The organism is Flavobacterium sp. (assembly GCF_043720215.1).
GTDB lineage: Bacteria > Bacteroidota > Bacteroidia > Flavobacteriales > Flavobacteriaceae > Flavobacterium.
This window is the reverse complement of the sequence record NZ_JAYSSZ010000057.1, coordinates 1-15,567: the sequence shown is the minus strand read 5'-3', so window position 1 is coordinate 15,567 and position 15,567 is coordinate 1. Positions and strand designations below refer to the sequence as shown.

General features: G+C 29.4%; 15 protein-coding genes. 7 read left to right on the top strand and 8 right to left on the bottom strand.

Annotated elements, in window-relative coordinates:
• The coding region (locus tag ACHZC3_RS02535) for a DUF2194 domain-containing protein (protein WP_394758306.1) at nt 1–2,800 on the top strand (2,800 nt) is incomplete at its 5' end.
• Here the strand turns inward: ACHZC3_RS02535 and ACHZC3_RS02530 are convergent.
• Nucleotides 2,797–2,934 (bottom strand): hypothetical protein, encoded by a 138-nt coding sequence (locus tag ACHZC3_RS02530; protein WP_394758305.1) that lies wholly within the window; start codon nt 2,932–2,934, stop codon nt 2,797–2,799. The two genes, ACHZC3_RS02535 and ACHZC3_RS02530, sit on opposite strands and share 4 nt — an antisense overlap.
• Before the next feature lie 92 nt (nt 2,935–3,026).
• Between ACHZC3_RS02530 and ACHZC3_RS02525 the strand changes: the two genes are divergently transcribed.
• The gene (locus tag ACHZC3_RS02525; RefSeq protein ID WP_394758304.1) at nt 3,027–3,980 is read left to right on the top strand and encodes an AAA family ATPase; all 954 of its coding nucleotides are present in this window, start codon (nt 3,027–3,029) and stop codon (nt 3,978–3,980) included.
• An 82-nt stretch (nt 3,981–4,062) separates the two neighbouring features.
• Here ACHZC3_RS02525 and ACHZC3_RS02520 read toward each other — a convergent pair whose 3' ends face one another.
• From ACHZC3_RS02520 to ACHZC3_RS02505, 4 genes are all read right to left on the bottom strand, one after another.
• A complete protein-coding gene (locus tag ACHZC3_RS02520) occupies nt 4,063–4,998 on the bottom strand; it encodes a hypothetical protein (protein ID WP_394758303.1) in 936 nt (311 codons plus the stop codon).
• 253 nt (nt 4,999–5,251) lie between these two features.
• Nucleotides 5,252–6,232, bottom strand: coding sequence for a grasp-with-spasm system ATP-grasp peptide maturase (gwsG, locus tag ACHZC3_RS02515; protein WP_394758302.1), 981 nt, complete (start codon nt 6,230–6,232; stop codon nt 5,252–5,254).
• Nucleotides 6,223–7,164, bottom strand: a complete 942-nt coding sequence (locus ACHZC3_RS02510; protein WP_394758301.1) for a hypothetical protein — start codon at nt 7,162–7,164, stop codon at nt 6,223–6,225. Before ACHZC3_RS02510 ends, gwsG begins: the two co-directional genes overlap by 10 nt.
• 63 nt (nt 7,165–7,227) lie before the next feature.
• A complete protein-coding gene (locus ACHZC3_RS02505) occupies nt 7,228–7,455 on the bottom strand; it encodes a hypothetical protein (RefSeq protein ID WP_394758300.1) in 228 nt (75 codons plus the stop codon).
• Between the two features lie 196 nt (nt 7,456–7,651).
• On the opposite strand from ACHZC3_RS02505, the gene ACHZC3_RS02500 reads away from it, so the two are divergent.
• On the top strand, nt 7,652–8,011 hold the full coding sequence (locus tag ACHZC3_RS02500; protein ID WP_394758299.1) for a helix-turn-helix transcriptional regulator: 360 nt from the start codon (nt 7,652–7,654) through the stop codon (nt 8,009–8,011).
• Here the strand turns inward: ACHZC3_RS02500 and ACHZC3_RS02495 are convergent.
• Nucleotides 8,000–9,148 carry a hypothetical protein gene (locus tag ACHZC3_RS02495; protein ID WP_394758298.1) on the bottom strand — a complete coding sequence of 383 codons (1,149 nt, stop codon included), beginning with the start codon at nt 9,146–9,148 and terminating at the stop codon, nt 8,000–8,002. The two genes, ACHZC3_RS02500 and ACHZC3_RS02495, sit on opposite strands and share 12 nt — an antisense overlap.
• Nucleotides 9,149–9,259: 111 nt before the next feature.
• Between ACHZC3_RS02495 and ACHZC3_RS02490 the strand changes: the two genes are divergently transcribed.
• Nucleotides 9,260–10,378 (top strand): acyltransferase family protein, encoded by a 1,119-nt coding sequence (locus tag ACHZC3_RS02490; RefSeq protein ID WP_394758297.1) that lies wholly within the window; start codon nt 9,260–9,262, stop codon nt 10,376–10,378.
• A gap of 305 nt (nt 10,379–10,683) precedes the next feature.
• On the top strand, nt 10,684–12,948 hold the full coding sequence (locus ACHZC3_RS02485) for an aconitate hydratase (RefSeq protein WP_394758296.1): 2,265 nt from the start codon (nt 10,684–10,686) through the stop codon (nt 12,946–12,948).
• Between the two features lie 168 nt (nt 12,949–13,116).
• Here the strand turns inward: ACHZC3_RS02485 and ACHZC3_RS02480 are convergent, their stop codons facing one another.
• Both ACHZC3_RS02480 and ACHZC3_RS02475 read right to left on the bottom strand, forming a co-directional pair.
• The gene (locus ACHZC3_RS02480) at nt 13,117–13,269 is read right to left on the bottom strand and encodes a hypothetical protein (protein WP_394758295.1); all 153 of its coding nucleotides are present in this window, start codon (nt 13,267–13,269) and stop codon (nt 13,117–13,119) included.
• A 12-nt stretch (nt 13,270–13,281) separates the two neighbouring features.
• Nucleotides 13,282–13,728 (bottom strand): DUF6934 family protein, encoded by a 447-nt coding sequence (locus ACHZC3_RS02475; RefSeq protein ID WP_394758294.1) that lies wholly within the window; start codon nt 13,726–13,728, stop codon nt 13,282–13,284.
• A 604-nt stretch (nt 13,729–14,332) separates the two neighbouring features.
• On the opposite strand from ACHZC3_RS02475, the gene ACHZC3_RS02470 reads away from it, so the two are divergent.
• Complete coding sequence (locus ACHZC3_RS02470) at nt 14,333–15,070, top strand: hypothetical protein (protein ID WP_394758293.1); 738 nt, start codon at nt 14,333–14,335, stop codon at nt 15,068–15,070.
• Nucleotides 15,071–15,085: 15 nt separating this feature from the next.
• Nucleotides 15,086–15,567, top strand: a 482-nt coding sequence (locus tag ACHZC3_RS02465; protein ID WP_394758292.1) for a hypothetical protein, incomplete at its 3' end; no start/stop codon positions are given.

The window sequence follows — 15,567 nt, the reverse complement described above, 5'->3', positions numbered from 1 at the left end:
TGCAAAAGCAAAAGTTCGTAAAAAAAAGTACACAACCACAAGTTTTTTAGTTAAAGATTTAATCAAAAAAGGACATGAGCCAGGCTTTCATGGGTACAATCATATATCTTTATTGAAAAGCGAATGGAAAGATACTTTGCAGATCGCTTTAGCTTTTAAAGCGGTTAAAAAGAAATGGATAGTTAGTGAATTTGGGGATTATCCTATTACCTACGTTCCGCCATCAAATCAAATCGATGAATATGGAATAAAAAATTTGAAGAACAGTTTTAATTCCCTAAAATATATGAGTAGTTTGTATATAGGGAATAGTAAATTAGGTTCGAATAGAGAGTTTGATTTTGATCCATATCATAAAAATCTTTTCGATTATCCACGAATTTCAAGTGGTTTTTATCTTGATGAAACCGATGCATACGATATATACTCAACTTTTTTATACACGGGTATTTGGAATCATTTCGTGCATCCAGATGACGTCTATCAAATTAAGGCGAATAATAATGAAAAGTATAAATACGATTATGAATCTAGGAATAAGTATAATTTAGGTTGGAAAAAGAAGAAAAAATCTCTTTATGGAGCATTTAGTAAGTTTGTCAGCAATTATAAGATAAATTATCCTAATAGTCGTTTCCTTACTGCAAAAGATGCTGTGCCTATTGTAATAGATTGGAGAGCATCAAGATATGGGCATTTTGAAACTCAGGATAGTTATACAGTTAGAGAAGAAACTAATTTATTTGAAAAAAATAAACCTGTAACGTGGTTTGTTTATTTCGAATCTGTTTCGGGAGCTAATAAAGACGAAATAGATAAACAGTCAAAAACCTTCAGTCAAAGTGATTTTTTTGGAGGAAAATTAGTCAATTTAACGGCAAGTAATAATCTAACTTTTACTAGGGATAATATAGGTATTTCCGATGGCGAATATAAAACAATAGCGCAGGATTTTGTTAAGTTCTCTGACGACCAAAGAAAATATATAACCGGAATTGACTCAAAGTATTCAGAAGATGAATTCAAAAAAAGGTTAGAAGATGAAAAGAAAAAATTGCTAGAAATTATGTTAAGCGATAGTATAATTGACCCAAAAATATGGAATAAATATGCCTATTATGCTTCTTGGGAAGAAAAAGGAGATGATGTTTGGCAACTTTTAGACAAACATTGCAAAAAACACCCTTCCCAACATAATGTAAATTATTCTTTCGAGCTTTCTAGAATTCTAGGATACTCTTCAAATGATTTGCAAAAACATTGGATTGAGTTACAGTACAAGTGGAATCCAGATGATTTAAAAATATTAAAAAAATATTTACAAATAATTATTTCGACTAAAGAGTATAAAGAAATAGGTGACGTGCTAAATAAAATTCATCTGTTAGAGCCTATATGTTCCAATCAAGAAGCTTATATTTCCCATCTTTTGCTCTATGATAAAGACAAAGGATTTGATGAGTTAAAATTAATAAATCCAAGTCAATCTTTCTTTAATGATCAATTAGTGTCTGATATTTGTTGGGCTTATGTTAATAATCAGGGCGATTATCAAAACGCAATTAATTGGTCTGAATATTCCGATCTAATAGGTTTCGATACAAAATTATCTTGGATGTATGAATTAAAACAATATGCCGAGTTAGAAGAAGAATATCAAAAATATATGAAGAAAAATTCAGATGATTATTCTGTTATGGCAAAAATGGTTTCGATTTATCACGCTTTAGGAAAATTTAAAGAAGCTTGGGATATTGCTCAAAATATAAAAGATGAAGAAATAAGAGCAGAATTAAAAGAATTTTTAAATAAAGAAATTGTTTATGTCGATGAAGAAATTCAAGAAGTCATATTGAAAGAACCATCAGATTTCTTAACAGAGGAAAGTAAAGAAATTATAAAAGATAAGCTTAAAAAAATGTATGGGGATTATGCAGAAACAAAGTCTACATTAGAAACTTTTGTAAAAGACAAAACCAGTTTTCAAAATTTAGTTTCATATAACGACTTTGACAAGAAAAAGAATTTGCATTCCTATTCAATCTCACATAAAGATTTGTTTGGGTTTAAGATAAATGAATTAGGTGTTAATGAAAATCAATCCAATACTGTTTATGGAATTCATTATAAGTTTAAGAAAAAACCTAACAAATTAAAAAAAGATTTTTCATATTATTATGGAGCAGGACTTGAGTATGATGAAAATTCAAAACTTTTTTATAACGCAAAACTAGGCTATACGATTAGTCCAAAAAGAGGAACGTTTAGTTTGGAGGCTAATTATAAACCAGTAAATTTCAAAACCGCGTATGATCAAAATGTTTACGAAATACAATTAAATTCATATTATAACAAGTTTTATAATTTATTAGAAATAGAATCTTATTTTGAAGCAAATTACTATGATAAAATTGGAGTTTTTGGAACAAATCTCAATACGAAATTAAAAGCACCTCGCAACAGAGAAAAAATGTTTAAAACCCTTCCGTTTATTGAAGGAGCACTTTCTTTCTCAAATATTGAAAATGAAGTGATGAGTACGCCAGTTTATTTATTCAAAAATAGATTCTATGGCGGAGGCGGTATAGATTTAAATATAGGAAAAGAAGAGGCTAAAATTAAAGGATCAGTTATTGGAGGGTATTATTTTGATAGTTACACTTCAAATTTCATTAACTTGAAAGGTAACTTAGAATATAATTTTTTAAAATATGCTTATCTGAAAGGCTCGTATAATGTTTTTTTTCAAGATAAATTTTATACTAATGTATTTCAATTTGGAGTTAAATACATATTTTAAATAGGAGTTGGATTGTTGTTTAGGAGCAAAATATTTTCCTTTCTTTTCATCTTATTTGCCGCCTCACTATAAGTTTCGGGACGTTCAAATCTGTCATTACGAAACACGAAGTAATTATATATGATTGTTTTCATTTTCTAACACGGGTTATTACTTAAGTATGGATATTGAATAATTATAAATTTTACTTACATTCGTAATTCATAATTTATAATTCATAATTAACATGTCTGATGTTGCTGCCATTCAAAATCTAGTTCAAAAACAAAAAGAACTCAAACAAGAAATCGCTAAAATAATTGTAGGTCAAGACGATGTGGTAAACCAAATCGTATTAAGTATTTTTTCTGGAGGTCACGCTTTATTAGTAGGTGTTCCTGGATTAGCAAAAACCTTAATGGTAAATACCATTGCGCAAGCTTTGGGATTAGATTTTAAACGTATTCAGTTTACGCCAGATTTAATGCCTTCTGATATCTTAGGAAGTGAAATACTCGACGAAAACAGGAATTTTAAATTTCTAAAAGGACCAATTTTTTCTAATATAATCCTTGCCGACGAAATAAATAGAACGCCACCAAAAACACAAGCTGCTTTACTAGAAGCCATGCAAGAAAAATCTGTTACTATTGCTGGTGAGCAACATAAATTAAACTTGCCATTCTTTGTGTTGGCAACTCAAAATCCGATCGAACAAGAAGGAACTTATCCTTTACCAGAAGCACAATTAGACCGTTTTATGTTTGCTATAAAATTAGACTATCCTTCTTTCGCCGAGGAAGTACAAGTCGTAAAAAGTACTACTGCCGATTTTGATGTAAAAGTAAATCCATTATTTACAGCACAAGAAATTATCGATTTTCAGCATCTAATTAGAAGGATTCCTGTGGCGGATAATGTAATAGAATATGCTGTGACTTTAGTCTCAAAAACTCGTCCAGACAATCCTTTGTCTAATGAGTTTATCAAAAATTATTTAGATTGGGGAGCAGGGCCAAGAGCATCACAAAACCTAATATTAGCAGCAAAAACCAATGCAGCGCTTAACGGAAAATTCTCTCCAGATATAGAAGATGTTCAAGCTGTTGCAACGGGAATTTTGCGCCACAGAATCATTAAAAACTACAAAGCGGATGCCGAAGGAATTAGCGAAGAAATGATTATTAAGAAGTTGTTTTAAGTTTACAATCCAATTTCGTATCATAAATAAAAACCTTTGATTTAAATAAAATTGAACAAAAAGTGAAAATGTAACTCTGGACTTAATCCCATAATTTTTCATTTATAGAGCTAATAAATTCATTATTTATAACGAAACTACTATTGTTTGATATGATATTGATGTCTTTTAAGGACAAATAATTTTCATGGTTATCCCATAATGAAATATATGGATTGTATGAACATGGATTCTCGAAATAATATTCTTCGACATTTTTTCTTTTCAGAGGCAACCTATTATCAACGCACATATATCTAAATTCACAATCTTTACAAACATCAATTTTGTCTTTGTTTACATTCCACAAGTTTTTGAATCTTTTAAGATTGATGATTTTTATAATATCTTCTAATTTGTTTTTATGAAGAAATTTTTTATTTGGCTCAATTCCATTTTTTATATAATTATTTGAAGTGAAGTATGCTTTTTTATTGAAAAATAAATTATGCTTTTGTGATTCTGCGAATGTATCAATTCCTAAAACAAACTTAGGCTTAAATTTTAAATTTTTATTTATTGAAAATGAATTAATTAAGTCAAATTTAGTTACCTGTGATATTTGTTTTATAATTAATTTTTTTAAACTCAAGTAAAATTTTGAAGGCTCTTTTTTTTCAATTTGTATATCTACTGATTTGAAAGTAATGTTATTTAAACTTTCATTAAGTAGGGATAATATTAAATCTGTAGGAAATTTTTTTGTAAATCGTATTAGTATGTGTTTACAATTTAAACTTTCTAAAATTTTAAAATCAAATTTAGCTTTTGAATTATCAAAATCAATAATTGCATTTGTTATTTTAGATGAACTTTTCCAATTTAAATTAATATCTGGAAAGCAATCAATAAAATTTTTATCAGCAAAGAAACAATATTCTTTATCTAATAAAAATGTTAGCCATTCTATTTCATCTGAATCCAATAAATTATATATAACATCTTTTTCAAAATGCTCAAAGCTTTTAATTTTATCCATAAAGTCATTAGGGATAAAATCATATCTATGTTTTGGTAAATCGTATATACAAGTTCTATTATAACCTCTAACAAAAGGAGTTTCTTTAAAGAAAAATAGTATCATAAATTAAAAAACTATTGGCTTATTATATCTTACTTTTGGATATTTATCAGTATTGTAAAGTTTGGATTTTAAATAAAACCTTCCGTCTTTGTCTCTTTTTTCTTTTGAAAAATTTGCCAATTTCAAAAAAACTGGTATGTCTTGTATGCTATTTAATTCCATTTTTGATTATTTTTTTAATTTCTTTTGCAAATAATTCTTCCAAGTAATAATTACATGGTTTTGAAACTTGTGCAAATTGTCCAATTGGATTTATTTCCAAAAAAACATACTCATTTGTTTTACTAACAAGCATATCTATTGAGCCAATATTTAAATAAACTTCTTTCATAAGTCTTTCGAGTTTTCTCTCTATTTCTTTTGGTAGTTTAAAAGGTGGCGTTCTATTAGGATTTTCAATGTTGTAATTTCTAAAATCGACACGAGTCTTTGGGTCATTTTGAGAAAAAATAGCCGAAGCATAAAATTTTCCAAATAAATAAAATATCCTTAGTTCAAAAACTTTTTCAATTTGCTCTTTAAATAAAGAATATCCAAAAGTATCGGGAAGAGATTCGACAATATTATTTGTTATTTCTCTTGTGGGAGTTGATAAAGTAGTGTTTTTACCAAATATAAATACTCCTTGTGAGTAGTTTTTTGTAATAATGTTTTTCTTTCTCTTTAAGAAATTTAGCAATTCTTTTTTTTCGTTTGTTATAATGCTTTCAGGGATCCTTATTCCTAAATTAGCAGCTATCTTTAAGGTTTTTAACTTATTGAAGTAAATATCATCATATTTATTTATAGAACGTTCTGCAACATAACTTCTAAAATAATCTGCTAATTCTTTAAGTTCAGTTCTTAAATGAGCATTTGCCTGTTTAATAATAGAGGTGTTTCCTTCTAATTCCTTCAGAAAAAAATTATAATGCCCTCGCCTATACCAAAATGCTTTAAAGTCTGTAAGCTTGTATAAATTTTGATTAATATAAAAATCTATATCCGTTTCATTATTACCAAGAAATATTTTATTGAAAATTATGTTATCCTCTTTTGATATTCTTAAAAAAGGTATTTTATAATATCGTAACCAATCTATTACTTCATGAGTCGATAAATCATCTTTATCACTTATTATTAATACCATTTAAATTCTTTTTTGATCTTTTTGCTAAATTCTAAATCTTCGATAGGAATTACATCAGGGCATATTTTGTCTTTATCCGTAAGGTAGCTTTCTAACACATTTTGTTTAGTAATTAAACCAAATTTTTGCTTTTTTTTATGTACATAACTATTAAAATCAAAATTGGAAAAAATTGTATAAGTAATTTCGTTCCCTAAATATGCTTTTTTATAATACTCAAAAAAAAGCATATAATAGCGGTCATAATTATCTTCTAACTGTAAATTATGGCTTTCTATGATAGCATATTGGTTTTGCACAAGTGCAAAAGTTTTGCCAGTAGGAATAGCATTGTATTTTTGAGTAATTGTATAAAGTTCACCTGCATTTCTCATAGAATATATAGATATTAATTCTCTGTCTTTCTTATGCTGAATTGAATCGTGTTTAGCTCTTACATCTAGTGAGAGAGAGTATGTGTTAATTAATTGATCTTTTTCATGCAGACTATTCAGTTTTCTTAGATCAATTTGTTTTTCAAAATTGTTTTTTAACCAAATAAAATGTTTTTCTAAATACATCTCTTTAAACCAAAAAGAAAGGTCTCCTTTCATTATAGCATTGTAATAACTTTCATTCTCGGACATATAGGCAACATCAAAGCCGTATTTTTCAACTAAAATACTTAGTTGATTTTTAAAAAAATCTATTTTATTTAATTTATAAGCATTTTGCAAAAGCAAATGATACCTAAATTCAGGTTCATACGTGTTGTAGTTTTTTTCTAGTTTTTCAATAGAATTTAATAATTTATTAAAATTATCTTCGTTATAGTTGTTTGCTAAATTAGCATTCAAATTAACAATAGTATCGTGAATAAAATGGTCTCTTTTATTCTGACATATAACAGTTACTGTAAAAAATAAGCAAAGTAGAAGGATTTTTTTATTCATAGTGTAATTAAAGTTTTAAGCAATGAAAAAAATATTTTCATTGCTTAAATATTAAATGAATTTTTAAGGATTCTGTGTGTCAAAAATAGAAGATGTCATAACATAATCTTTATATGGTTCTGTTACTGGATATGTTCCTACTACGTCACCACAATCTGTACTGCCCCCATATCTTGTATAATCAGCACTTGTAGGTTCTTCCATAAGACCAGCAGTAATGTTTTTTGCAGTGTCTGCTAAAATTTTAGAATCTTCAAATTTTTCAAATAACCTTGAATTTCGTTTTTTCATGTTTAAATATTTATTTGTTAGTAATTAAAAACCATTCTAACACTTTTCTACTGTTAATCATGTGCACTTGATTATAATAAAACGAATGTAGAAATAATTTTATTGTTTCAAATGTCATATAATGCATTTGTGCAAACTAATTTTCAGTTTGCGTATTTTTTGCATATTTTCGCAATAAATAAAATCGTATTACAAAATGGAAAAAATTAAACTTATACAAGCAAGAACAAAAAGAGGTTTTACACAACAACAATTGGCTGAAGCTTTGTGTGTAGATGTTTCCAATTATAATAGACGAGAAAAAGGGCAAATAAAAATTTCTAATAGTGAATGGGAAAAATTATCTAAAATTTTAGATACTCCTGTTGAGGAAATTTATGAGCAAGAAGATAGTATGGTTTTTATTTGCAAAGACAATGCAACAGGAAATTATCAAGGCAATAATCACATATACTCTATTCCTGAATATTTTTTAGAAAATCAGAAAAAATACATAACAACGCTAGAAGAAGAAAACCAAAAGTTAAAGGATGTGATTCATACTTTAAGGAAATAATAAATTCAAAATATTCTCGTCCAACTCCTCATCATAAAAAAACAAAAACATACTTCCCATCATGTCTTGGTCTATTTTTGAAGTATTGTTTGTAGTTAAAACCAATTCATATTCGTGATTTCCGTACAGCCAAAGACCAGTTTGGGAGCTAAAAGGTTCTATTTTTGCCAAGCCAATTTTGTTTTTGTAATTCATTACTTTACAAGAAATAATAGTCTTGTTGGTTGTTTTGTCAAAAATACTAATATTAGTTGCAAACGGATGAACGTGTGGTGCCGAAAAATGCAATCGCAAACTATCTTTAATTTGTAATTGTGTCGTTATCGAACTTCTGTAAGTCTTCGTTCCAGTAGGAATTACCCAATGTCCGGACAACATGTTTCCTTTGCCATCATCATAGCTATGATTTTTGGTTTCTACAGGAATACATAGGTTACTGGCTGGGTCTAACGGACATTTGTAAGGATTTTTTTTATCATAAGGCAACTCGATAAATACTGTTTTGCTTAACAATGGTTTCTGAGTTTTGTTATAATCCTCATATTTTACAATGACTTCGTGTTTTATGGTTTTAAAAATAGTTGGAATATTTATATTCAATGATTGTGTGGTCACATTCAAGAAATCATTTCCCATAATTGGAACCCCAAAACCTTTCGGGAAATCGAAATTTTCTAATCCATTAGATAACGATGTTAATCTGGGATATTGTTTTCCAATTCTATCTTCTAATTGCCAATGGCTGTAATACTGTGTGTCATTTATATCTACATTCATATGGCAAACAAAATCATTGGAAATTTGTTTGTTTGTTTTCTCGTCAATCGCTTTAACATTAAAACCAGTAATCCAAAGTAATTTTTCGGTCTGATTAAGTTGGATGTATCTTGATGCCTTTGGCCCTTCCATCGATTTATAAATGCCGTCAATCAGGAAAGTTGGTGAGCGCATTTTGTATTCTTTGGTGTCATTATTTACAGTCAATTCGCCATCAACTAAACCTGTTTTTTGCAGAAAAAGCGTTTTTACGATGGCTTTATGACGGTTAGATAACAGATAAAAAGTGCCAATTCCCAACATACTAGAAAGGAAAAAGGCAAATGTCAAATATTTGTATATCTTTGATTTTAGAAGCATAAAAAAGTCTAAAGTTTTAAAGTCAAATGTCATAAAGTCAATTCAAAAGCATCAATCACTTTCGACTTTAAGAATTTTGAGCTTTGACTTAAAGTAACAAATATAAACGAAATGAATGCATTAGAAAAACAAAATACCACACGAATTTTCGGATTAGATGTAATTCGAGCACTCGCCATTTTACTGGTTTTGTTTTCGCATGTATATTATTTAATTGATAGTTCGAATCCTTTAGTAATTTCTTTAAGTGGATTGTCTGGTTTTGCAGGTGTCGAGCTGTTTTTTGTATTAAGTGGTTATCTAATAGGTTCCATTTTGTTGCGACAATTTGTTGCTGATGATTTTTCGCTACGAAGTGTGTTTGTTTTCCTAAAAAGACGTTGGTTTCGTACGTTACCCAATTATTATTTAATACTTTTAGTAAATTTAGGAATAGCTTTTTTGTTAGGTTATTCTTCTCAATATTGGTACAACTATTTTTACTTTTTTCAGAATTTTAAAACCTATTCGATTGGTTTTTTCTCAGAGTCATGGAGTCTTTCGGTCGAAGAATGGACTTATATATTATTGCCTTTTAGTTTGTTTTTTGCATTAAAGTTTGGAAATCAATTGTCTAAAAAATGGAGTTTCTTTTACACGATTCTTTTATTGATTTTTTTAGCACATGTTCTTCGTTATTTTAATATGAAAAACAGCGAAATTACAAGTATGGAAATCTGGAATACAAATCTAAAATCTATCGTGATTTATCGTTTCGATACAATTCTTTATGGTGTTTTGTTAGCTTGGTTACATCATTTTCACAGTCATTTTTTAGATAAGTATAAAGTCTATTTTCTAATATTAGCAGCACATTTATTTGTATTACAATTTGTTATTTTAAATGTTTTAGGTGTCGATATTATATCTTGTCCTGTGTATTTTTTGGTTTTTTATTTTACACTTTCGTCAATGATTTTCTTTTTGGCATTGCCGTATTTTATTTTTTGGAAAACTTCACAATCTGTATTTTCTACGAGTGTTAGTTTTGTAAGTAAAACGTCTTATGCAGTATATTTAATTCATTATAGTATTGTGGTTGTTGTTTTTAAATATGTACTTCAAAAATTTGAATTGCAACTACCAACGAGTTTGATTTTATTTATTTATTTCGGAATTACTTTTTCGTTGTCTTATGTTTTATATCGCATTTTCGAAAAACCAATCATGAACTTGCGTGATAGAATTTAGAGGTGCAAAGGTTCAAAGTTTTAAAGGCTCAAAGATTCAGATTCAAGTTTTTTTTCTAAAAGGCTAAAAAAACGTTGAACCTTTGCAACTTTGTAACTCTGAACCTTTGCCTCTTTTACAAAATATTCAATATTATAACTATAAAATTCATTTTTGATAATAATAACAAGGCAAAAACTAACTTTTCGTAAATTATTGCAGTCGATTAATATATTCCGTTAAATATTTTTTAATAATACATCGTTTTCGTAAATTCGCATCACGAATACTCAAATTTATAGAATAACCGAATAAACATAGAAATTATGGCTTTTGATATTGAAATGATTGAAAAAATGTACGCAAATATGGCTTCTCGTGTCGATAAAGCACGAGAGTTAGTAGGTCGTCCGCTTACATTAACAGAAAAAATTCTATATGCTCACCTTTGGGACGGAACACCTTCTAGTGTTTTTACAAGAGGTAAGGATTATGTAGATTTTGCTCCAGATAGAGTTGCTTGTCAAGATGCGACAGCACAAATGGCGTTATTGCAATTTATGCATGCAGGAAAAAGTAAGGTTGCTGTGCCAACAACGGTACATTGCGATCACTTAATTCAAGCAAAAGATGGTGCAAAAACAGATTTAGCTTTTGCTAATTCTCAATCTAAAGAAGTTTTCGATTTTCTTTCTTCTGTTTCAAATAAATATGGAATTGGTTTTTGGAAACCAGGATCAGGAATTATTCACCAAATCGTTTTAGAAAATTATGCATTTCCAGGTGGAATGATGATTGGTACCGATTCTCATACTGTAAATGCAGGTGGTTTGGGTATGCTAGCCATTGGAGTTGGTGGTGCTGATGCAGTAGATGTAATGTCTGGAATGTCATGGGAATTAAAATTTCCTAAACTAATTGGAGTTAAACTAACAGGAAAACTTAGCGGTTGGTCATCTCCAAAAGATGTGATACTAAGAGTAGCAGACATCCTTACTGTAAAAGGTGGAACCGGTGCTGTTGTCGAATATTTTGGGGAAGGTGCAATAAATATGTCATGTACTGGAAAAGGTACAATTTGTAATATGGGTGCCGAAATTGGAGCAACAACTTCAACATTTGGTTACGATGACTCGATGAGAAGATATTTAGCAGCAACGGGTCGTCAAGACGTAGTAAATGCTGCCGATAAAGTTGCCGATTATTTAACTGGAGATGCTGCAGTTTATGCTGATCCTGCAAAATATTTTGACCAAGTTATCGAAATTAATTTGTCTGAATTAGAACCATATATTAATGGACCTTTTACACCAGATAGAGGAACGCCAGTTTCTAGAATGAAAGAAGAAGCAGCTGCAAATGGCTGGCCAATAAAAGTAGAATGGGGATTAATAGGTTCTTGTACTAACTCTTCTTACGAAGATATGTCACGTGCTGCTTCTATAGTAGAGCAAGCTGTAGCACATGGAATTTCTCCAAAAGCAGAATTCGGAATCAATCCAGGTTCAGAACAAATTCGTTATACAATCGAAAGAGATGGAATCATCGCCACTTTCGAAAAAATGGGAACTAAAGTATTTACAAATGCTTGCGGACCATGTATCGGACAATGGGATAGAGCAGGAGCAGATAAAGGAGAAAAAAATACAATCGTTCACTCTTTCAACCGTAACTTTTCTAAAAGAGCCGATGGTAATCCAAATACACACGCTTTTGTAACTTCACCAGAAATGGTTGCTGCATTAGCAATTTCAGGGAGATTAGATTTTAATCCATTGACCGACACTTTATTAAATGATAAAGGAGAAATGGTAAAATTATTACCTCCAAAAGGAGATGAATTACCATCTAAAGGATTTGATGTAGAAGACGCAGGTTTTCAAGCACCAGCAGAAGATGGTTCAGGCGTACAAGTTGCAGTTTCTGAAACGTCAGATCGTTTGCAATTGCTAGCTCCTTTTGCCGCTTGGGACGGAAAAAATATTATGGGTGCCAAGTTATTAATTAAAGCTTTTGGAAAATGTACCACAGACCATATTTCTATGGCTGGACCTTGGTTGCGTTTCCGTGGACATTTAGATAACATCTCAAATAATATGTTAATTGGTGCGGAAAATGCTTTTAACCAAAAAGCAAATTCAGTTAAAAATCAATTAACAGGAGCATACGATACAGTTCCTGCAGTGGCAAGAGCTTATAAAGCGGCTGGAATTTCTTCAGTTGTTATTGGTGATCAAAATTACGGAGAAGGATCTTCGAGAGAACATGCAGCAATGGAGCCAAGATTTTTGGGAGTAAAAGCTGTTTTAGTTAAATCATTCGCTCGTATTCACGAAACAAATTTGAAAAAACAAGGAATGTTAGGTCTTACTTTTGCTAATGAAGCAGATTATGATAAAATTCAAGAAGACGATACAATTAACTTTACAGATTTAGTTGATTTTGCTCCTGGAAAACCATTAACCTTAGAATTTGCTCATGCTGATGGATCGAAAGATATTATTTTAGCAAACCATACTTACAATGATAGTCAAATTGGTTGGTTTGTAGCTGGTTCTGCATTAAACTTAATTGCTGCTGGTAAAGCATAAATTTGAACAATTATATTTTATTAAAAGACTGCTGTAAAGCGGTCTTTTTTTATATTAAATTACCCTTGTACGAACGAACAAAATGAAATTAATGTTTTTGCATTTATTTTGCAAGGAAAAAACCAAGCTCAAGCCGTTACTACAAACCTATGTTGGCAAATAGATCCTTTATTTAGCAATTTTTGGTAATCCAATTCTTTTCAAAACATCATTAGCTTTTGCTAATTTTTCAGGAAACAAAACTATATTTTTGTATTTTTCCAACGATTTGTCAATTACTACAATCGGAGTTTTTCTTTTATTTAATTCTTCTATTGTCATACTATTTTTAATTTAAACGTTTTTTCTTCTAACTACAAATCCCTCAAAATCTGTGCCTTTGTCAAATACGCACCAATTATTACCTAGTTCTCCATAAATTTCAAAATCATTTTCTACTTCATTCAGATATTTATTTATTCCCATTCGGTATAATCTTGTTCTTGCTTCTGTACTTCCTGTTGCGTAAACCCAAGCGTCAGGATTTACATCTGTAAACGCATAAACAGCAGAAACTACTGTAGCTAAAACTTTTTCCGTGTCATTATTGTTTGTAACAATTGAATCATTTATTTTTCCAGTTTCTTCATCTTTGTCCCCAAATGCTAAATTGTAAAAACCCTTTAAATTGGTTTCTTTTATTTCAATTAATTTAGGAATTCTGCCTTTTGGTCCATTACTAATAAAATTAAAAACTGTTAACTCTTGTTCGGCGTTTAGTTGATATTTTGGGTTCTTCATAAATTCATTTTATTACATCACAAATTTACAATAATTGTTTCAGTTATAATTGGTTTTTGTTTTTACTATTTTTTACGGGATTTATACCAACACAACTTTTACGAATAATTATTAGACGCACACTCTCTAAATTCTTTAGTAATAATTACACCTACAAATAACCTACTTGTTAAAGAAAACATAACAAAAAGTCGATAATCAATAGTTTACATCGATAATCGCAATCTCCAATATTTAGAAGAGTTTTAATTTTGGATATGTTTAGTTGTTAATGTTTTGATAAACATATAAAGTAGTAAAGCCTGAACCGTATTTGAATAATTTTTTTAAAGGTTTGGTTAACTGTCAAAATTTTTTTTTTGTATAAAATTTATCTTTTTAGGCTTTACCTACTTTATCACAACAAACAAAATTAATATAAATCCTTAAACTCTAAAATTATGAAAAAACCACAAAAAATTCCCAAACCCAACGCTAGTTTTTAAATATTTTAAAAATTAGCAAACAAAACGACACAATGGTGTACTCCGAAAAACCAAAATAGAGTAGGAAAAAAATTAAATATAATAGTATGAAAATTTTTAAATTAAAATATGTAGCACTTGTGCTAATTATTGCTACACAGTGGTCGTGTGCGGTTGATGAGGGCGTTAAACAGGCTGATAAAGCAGTTGCTGCCACAAGCGATTTTGTTATTGAACCAAACATGAATTATTTTATTAATGGTGCATTAACGTATGATTATGATGCTGTAAAAGTAGCTGCTAAAGACGCATGGAATACACACTATGATTACTCTAAAAATAAAGTAGTAATTTCTACAAATCCTACTGAATTTGAGAAATATAAAAAAAATGATATTGAATTTGCCCGTCGCTTTGAGGAAGGTAATGAAGGTAATGAAAGTAATGATAAAAGTACTAATAGTGCTAGAATAGCAGCAACATATGTACCTAATCACGATGACAACCTAGTTTTTTATTATTTATCTGATTATGGTACTGGGTTTTATTTTTTTAATTTTCATGTTTACCCAGTTAATGATACATCATTAGGTATTTCTAATGTTTTAATAGGACTTCATAATCAAACAAATTATGTTATCGGATCCTTAAATCTTGAGAATATGTTTTCAACATGTACAACTACTTCTAGCGATTATGTAGTTCATTTAAAGAATAATAACCATCTAAGTGCAAAAACACTAACATTATATAGATATAAAAATCAATCAACTGCTGCTGCAACTAGGAGTTTCACAGTTGCTAAAAATGAAGGTTTACGAATGTATGCTTATAACTTTCGCTTCAGCGACGGAGTTTATGCTAAATCATATAAATAATTAAATTAAAAAATCATGAAAAATATAAAATTCTTATTCGCGTTATTACTTTTTGTTGGGATGAATGCAAATGCTTCTGAATCAATTAATGGTAAAGAAGAACTAATTAAGCAATTGTCTGTAGATGAATCATTTATAGCTATGATGACAAATAGTTCTAACATTAAATTAACTTGTGCCTTTATTGGAGATGTTACAAAAATGTCCCCAAAACTTATTCAAGATATTAAAAGACTAAAACTTCAAAATGTAGAATTAAAAAAAATAGTAGAGGATAAATATCCAGCTTACAAAAATCTATCTTTAGAAGATAAAAAGGAAGTTATAACAACAATTTTTAATACAACTTTTTCGCAAACTTGGTTTGAATGTGCAGGTACAAAGTGGGGTAACATGCTTGTATGTGCTGGCATATTGTCTACTGGATGGACAGTTCTAACTAAGGTATTTCTTAAAACGAGGTATTGTTTTTCAACCGCTCTTGCAGCTGATATTGC

Excerpts from the sequence above, each read along its gene's own strand:
- ACHZC3_RS02530 (WP_394758305.1), bottom strand. The coding sequence starts at position 2,934 with ATGAAAACAATCATATATAATTACTTCGTGTTTCGTAATGACAGATTT.
- ACHZC3_RS02525 (WP_394758304.1), top strand. The coding sequence starts at position 3,027 with ATGTCTGATGTTGCTGCCATTCAAAATCTAGTTCAAAAACAAAAAGAA.
- ACHZC3_RS02520 (WP_394758303.1), bottom strand. The coding sequence starts at position 4,998 with ATGGATAAAATTAAAAGCTTTGAGCATTTTGAAAAAGATGTTATATAT.
- gwsG (WP_394758302.1), bottom strand. The coding sequence starts at position 6,232 with ATGGTATTAATAATAAGTGATAAAGATGATTTATCGACTCATGAAGTA.
- ACHZC3_RS02510 (WP_394758301.1), bottom strand. The coding sequence starts at position 7,164 with ATGAATAAAAAAATCCTTCTACTTTGCTTATTTTTTACAGTAACTGTT.
- ACHZC3_RS02505 (WP_394758300.1), bottom strand. The coding sequence starts at position 7,455 with ATGAAAAAACGAAATTCAAGGTTATTTGAAAAATTTGAAGATTCTAAA.
- ACHZC3_RS02500 (WP_394758299.1), top strand. The coding sequence starts at position 7,652 with ATGGAAAAAATTAAACTTATACAAGCAAGAACAAAAAGAGGTTTTACA.
- ACHZC3_RS02495 (WP_394758298.1), bottom strand. The coding sequence starts at position 9,148 with ATGCTTCTAAAATCAAAGATATACAAATATTTGACATTTGCCTTTTTC.
- ACHZC3_RS02490 (WP_394758297.1), top strand. The coding sequence starts at position 9,260 with ATGAATGCATTAGAAAAACAAAATACCACACGAATTTTCGGATTAGAT.
- ACHZC3_RS02485 (WP_394758296.1), top strand. The coding sequence starts at position 10,684 with ATGGCTTTTGATATTGAAATGATTGAAAAAATGTACGCAAATATGGCT.
- ACHZC3_RS02480 (WP_394758295.1), bottom strand. The coding sequence starts at position 13,269 with ATGACAATAGAAGAATTAAATAAAAGAAAAACTCCGATTGTAGTAATT.
- ACHZC3_RS02475 (WP_394758294.1), bottom strand. The coding sequence starts at position 13,728 with ATGAAGAACCCAAAATATCAACTAAACGCCGAACAAGAGTTAACAGTT.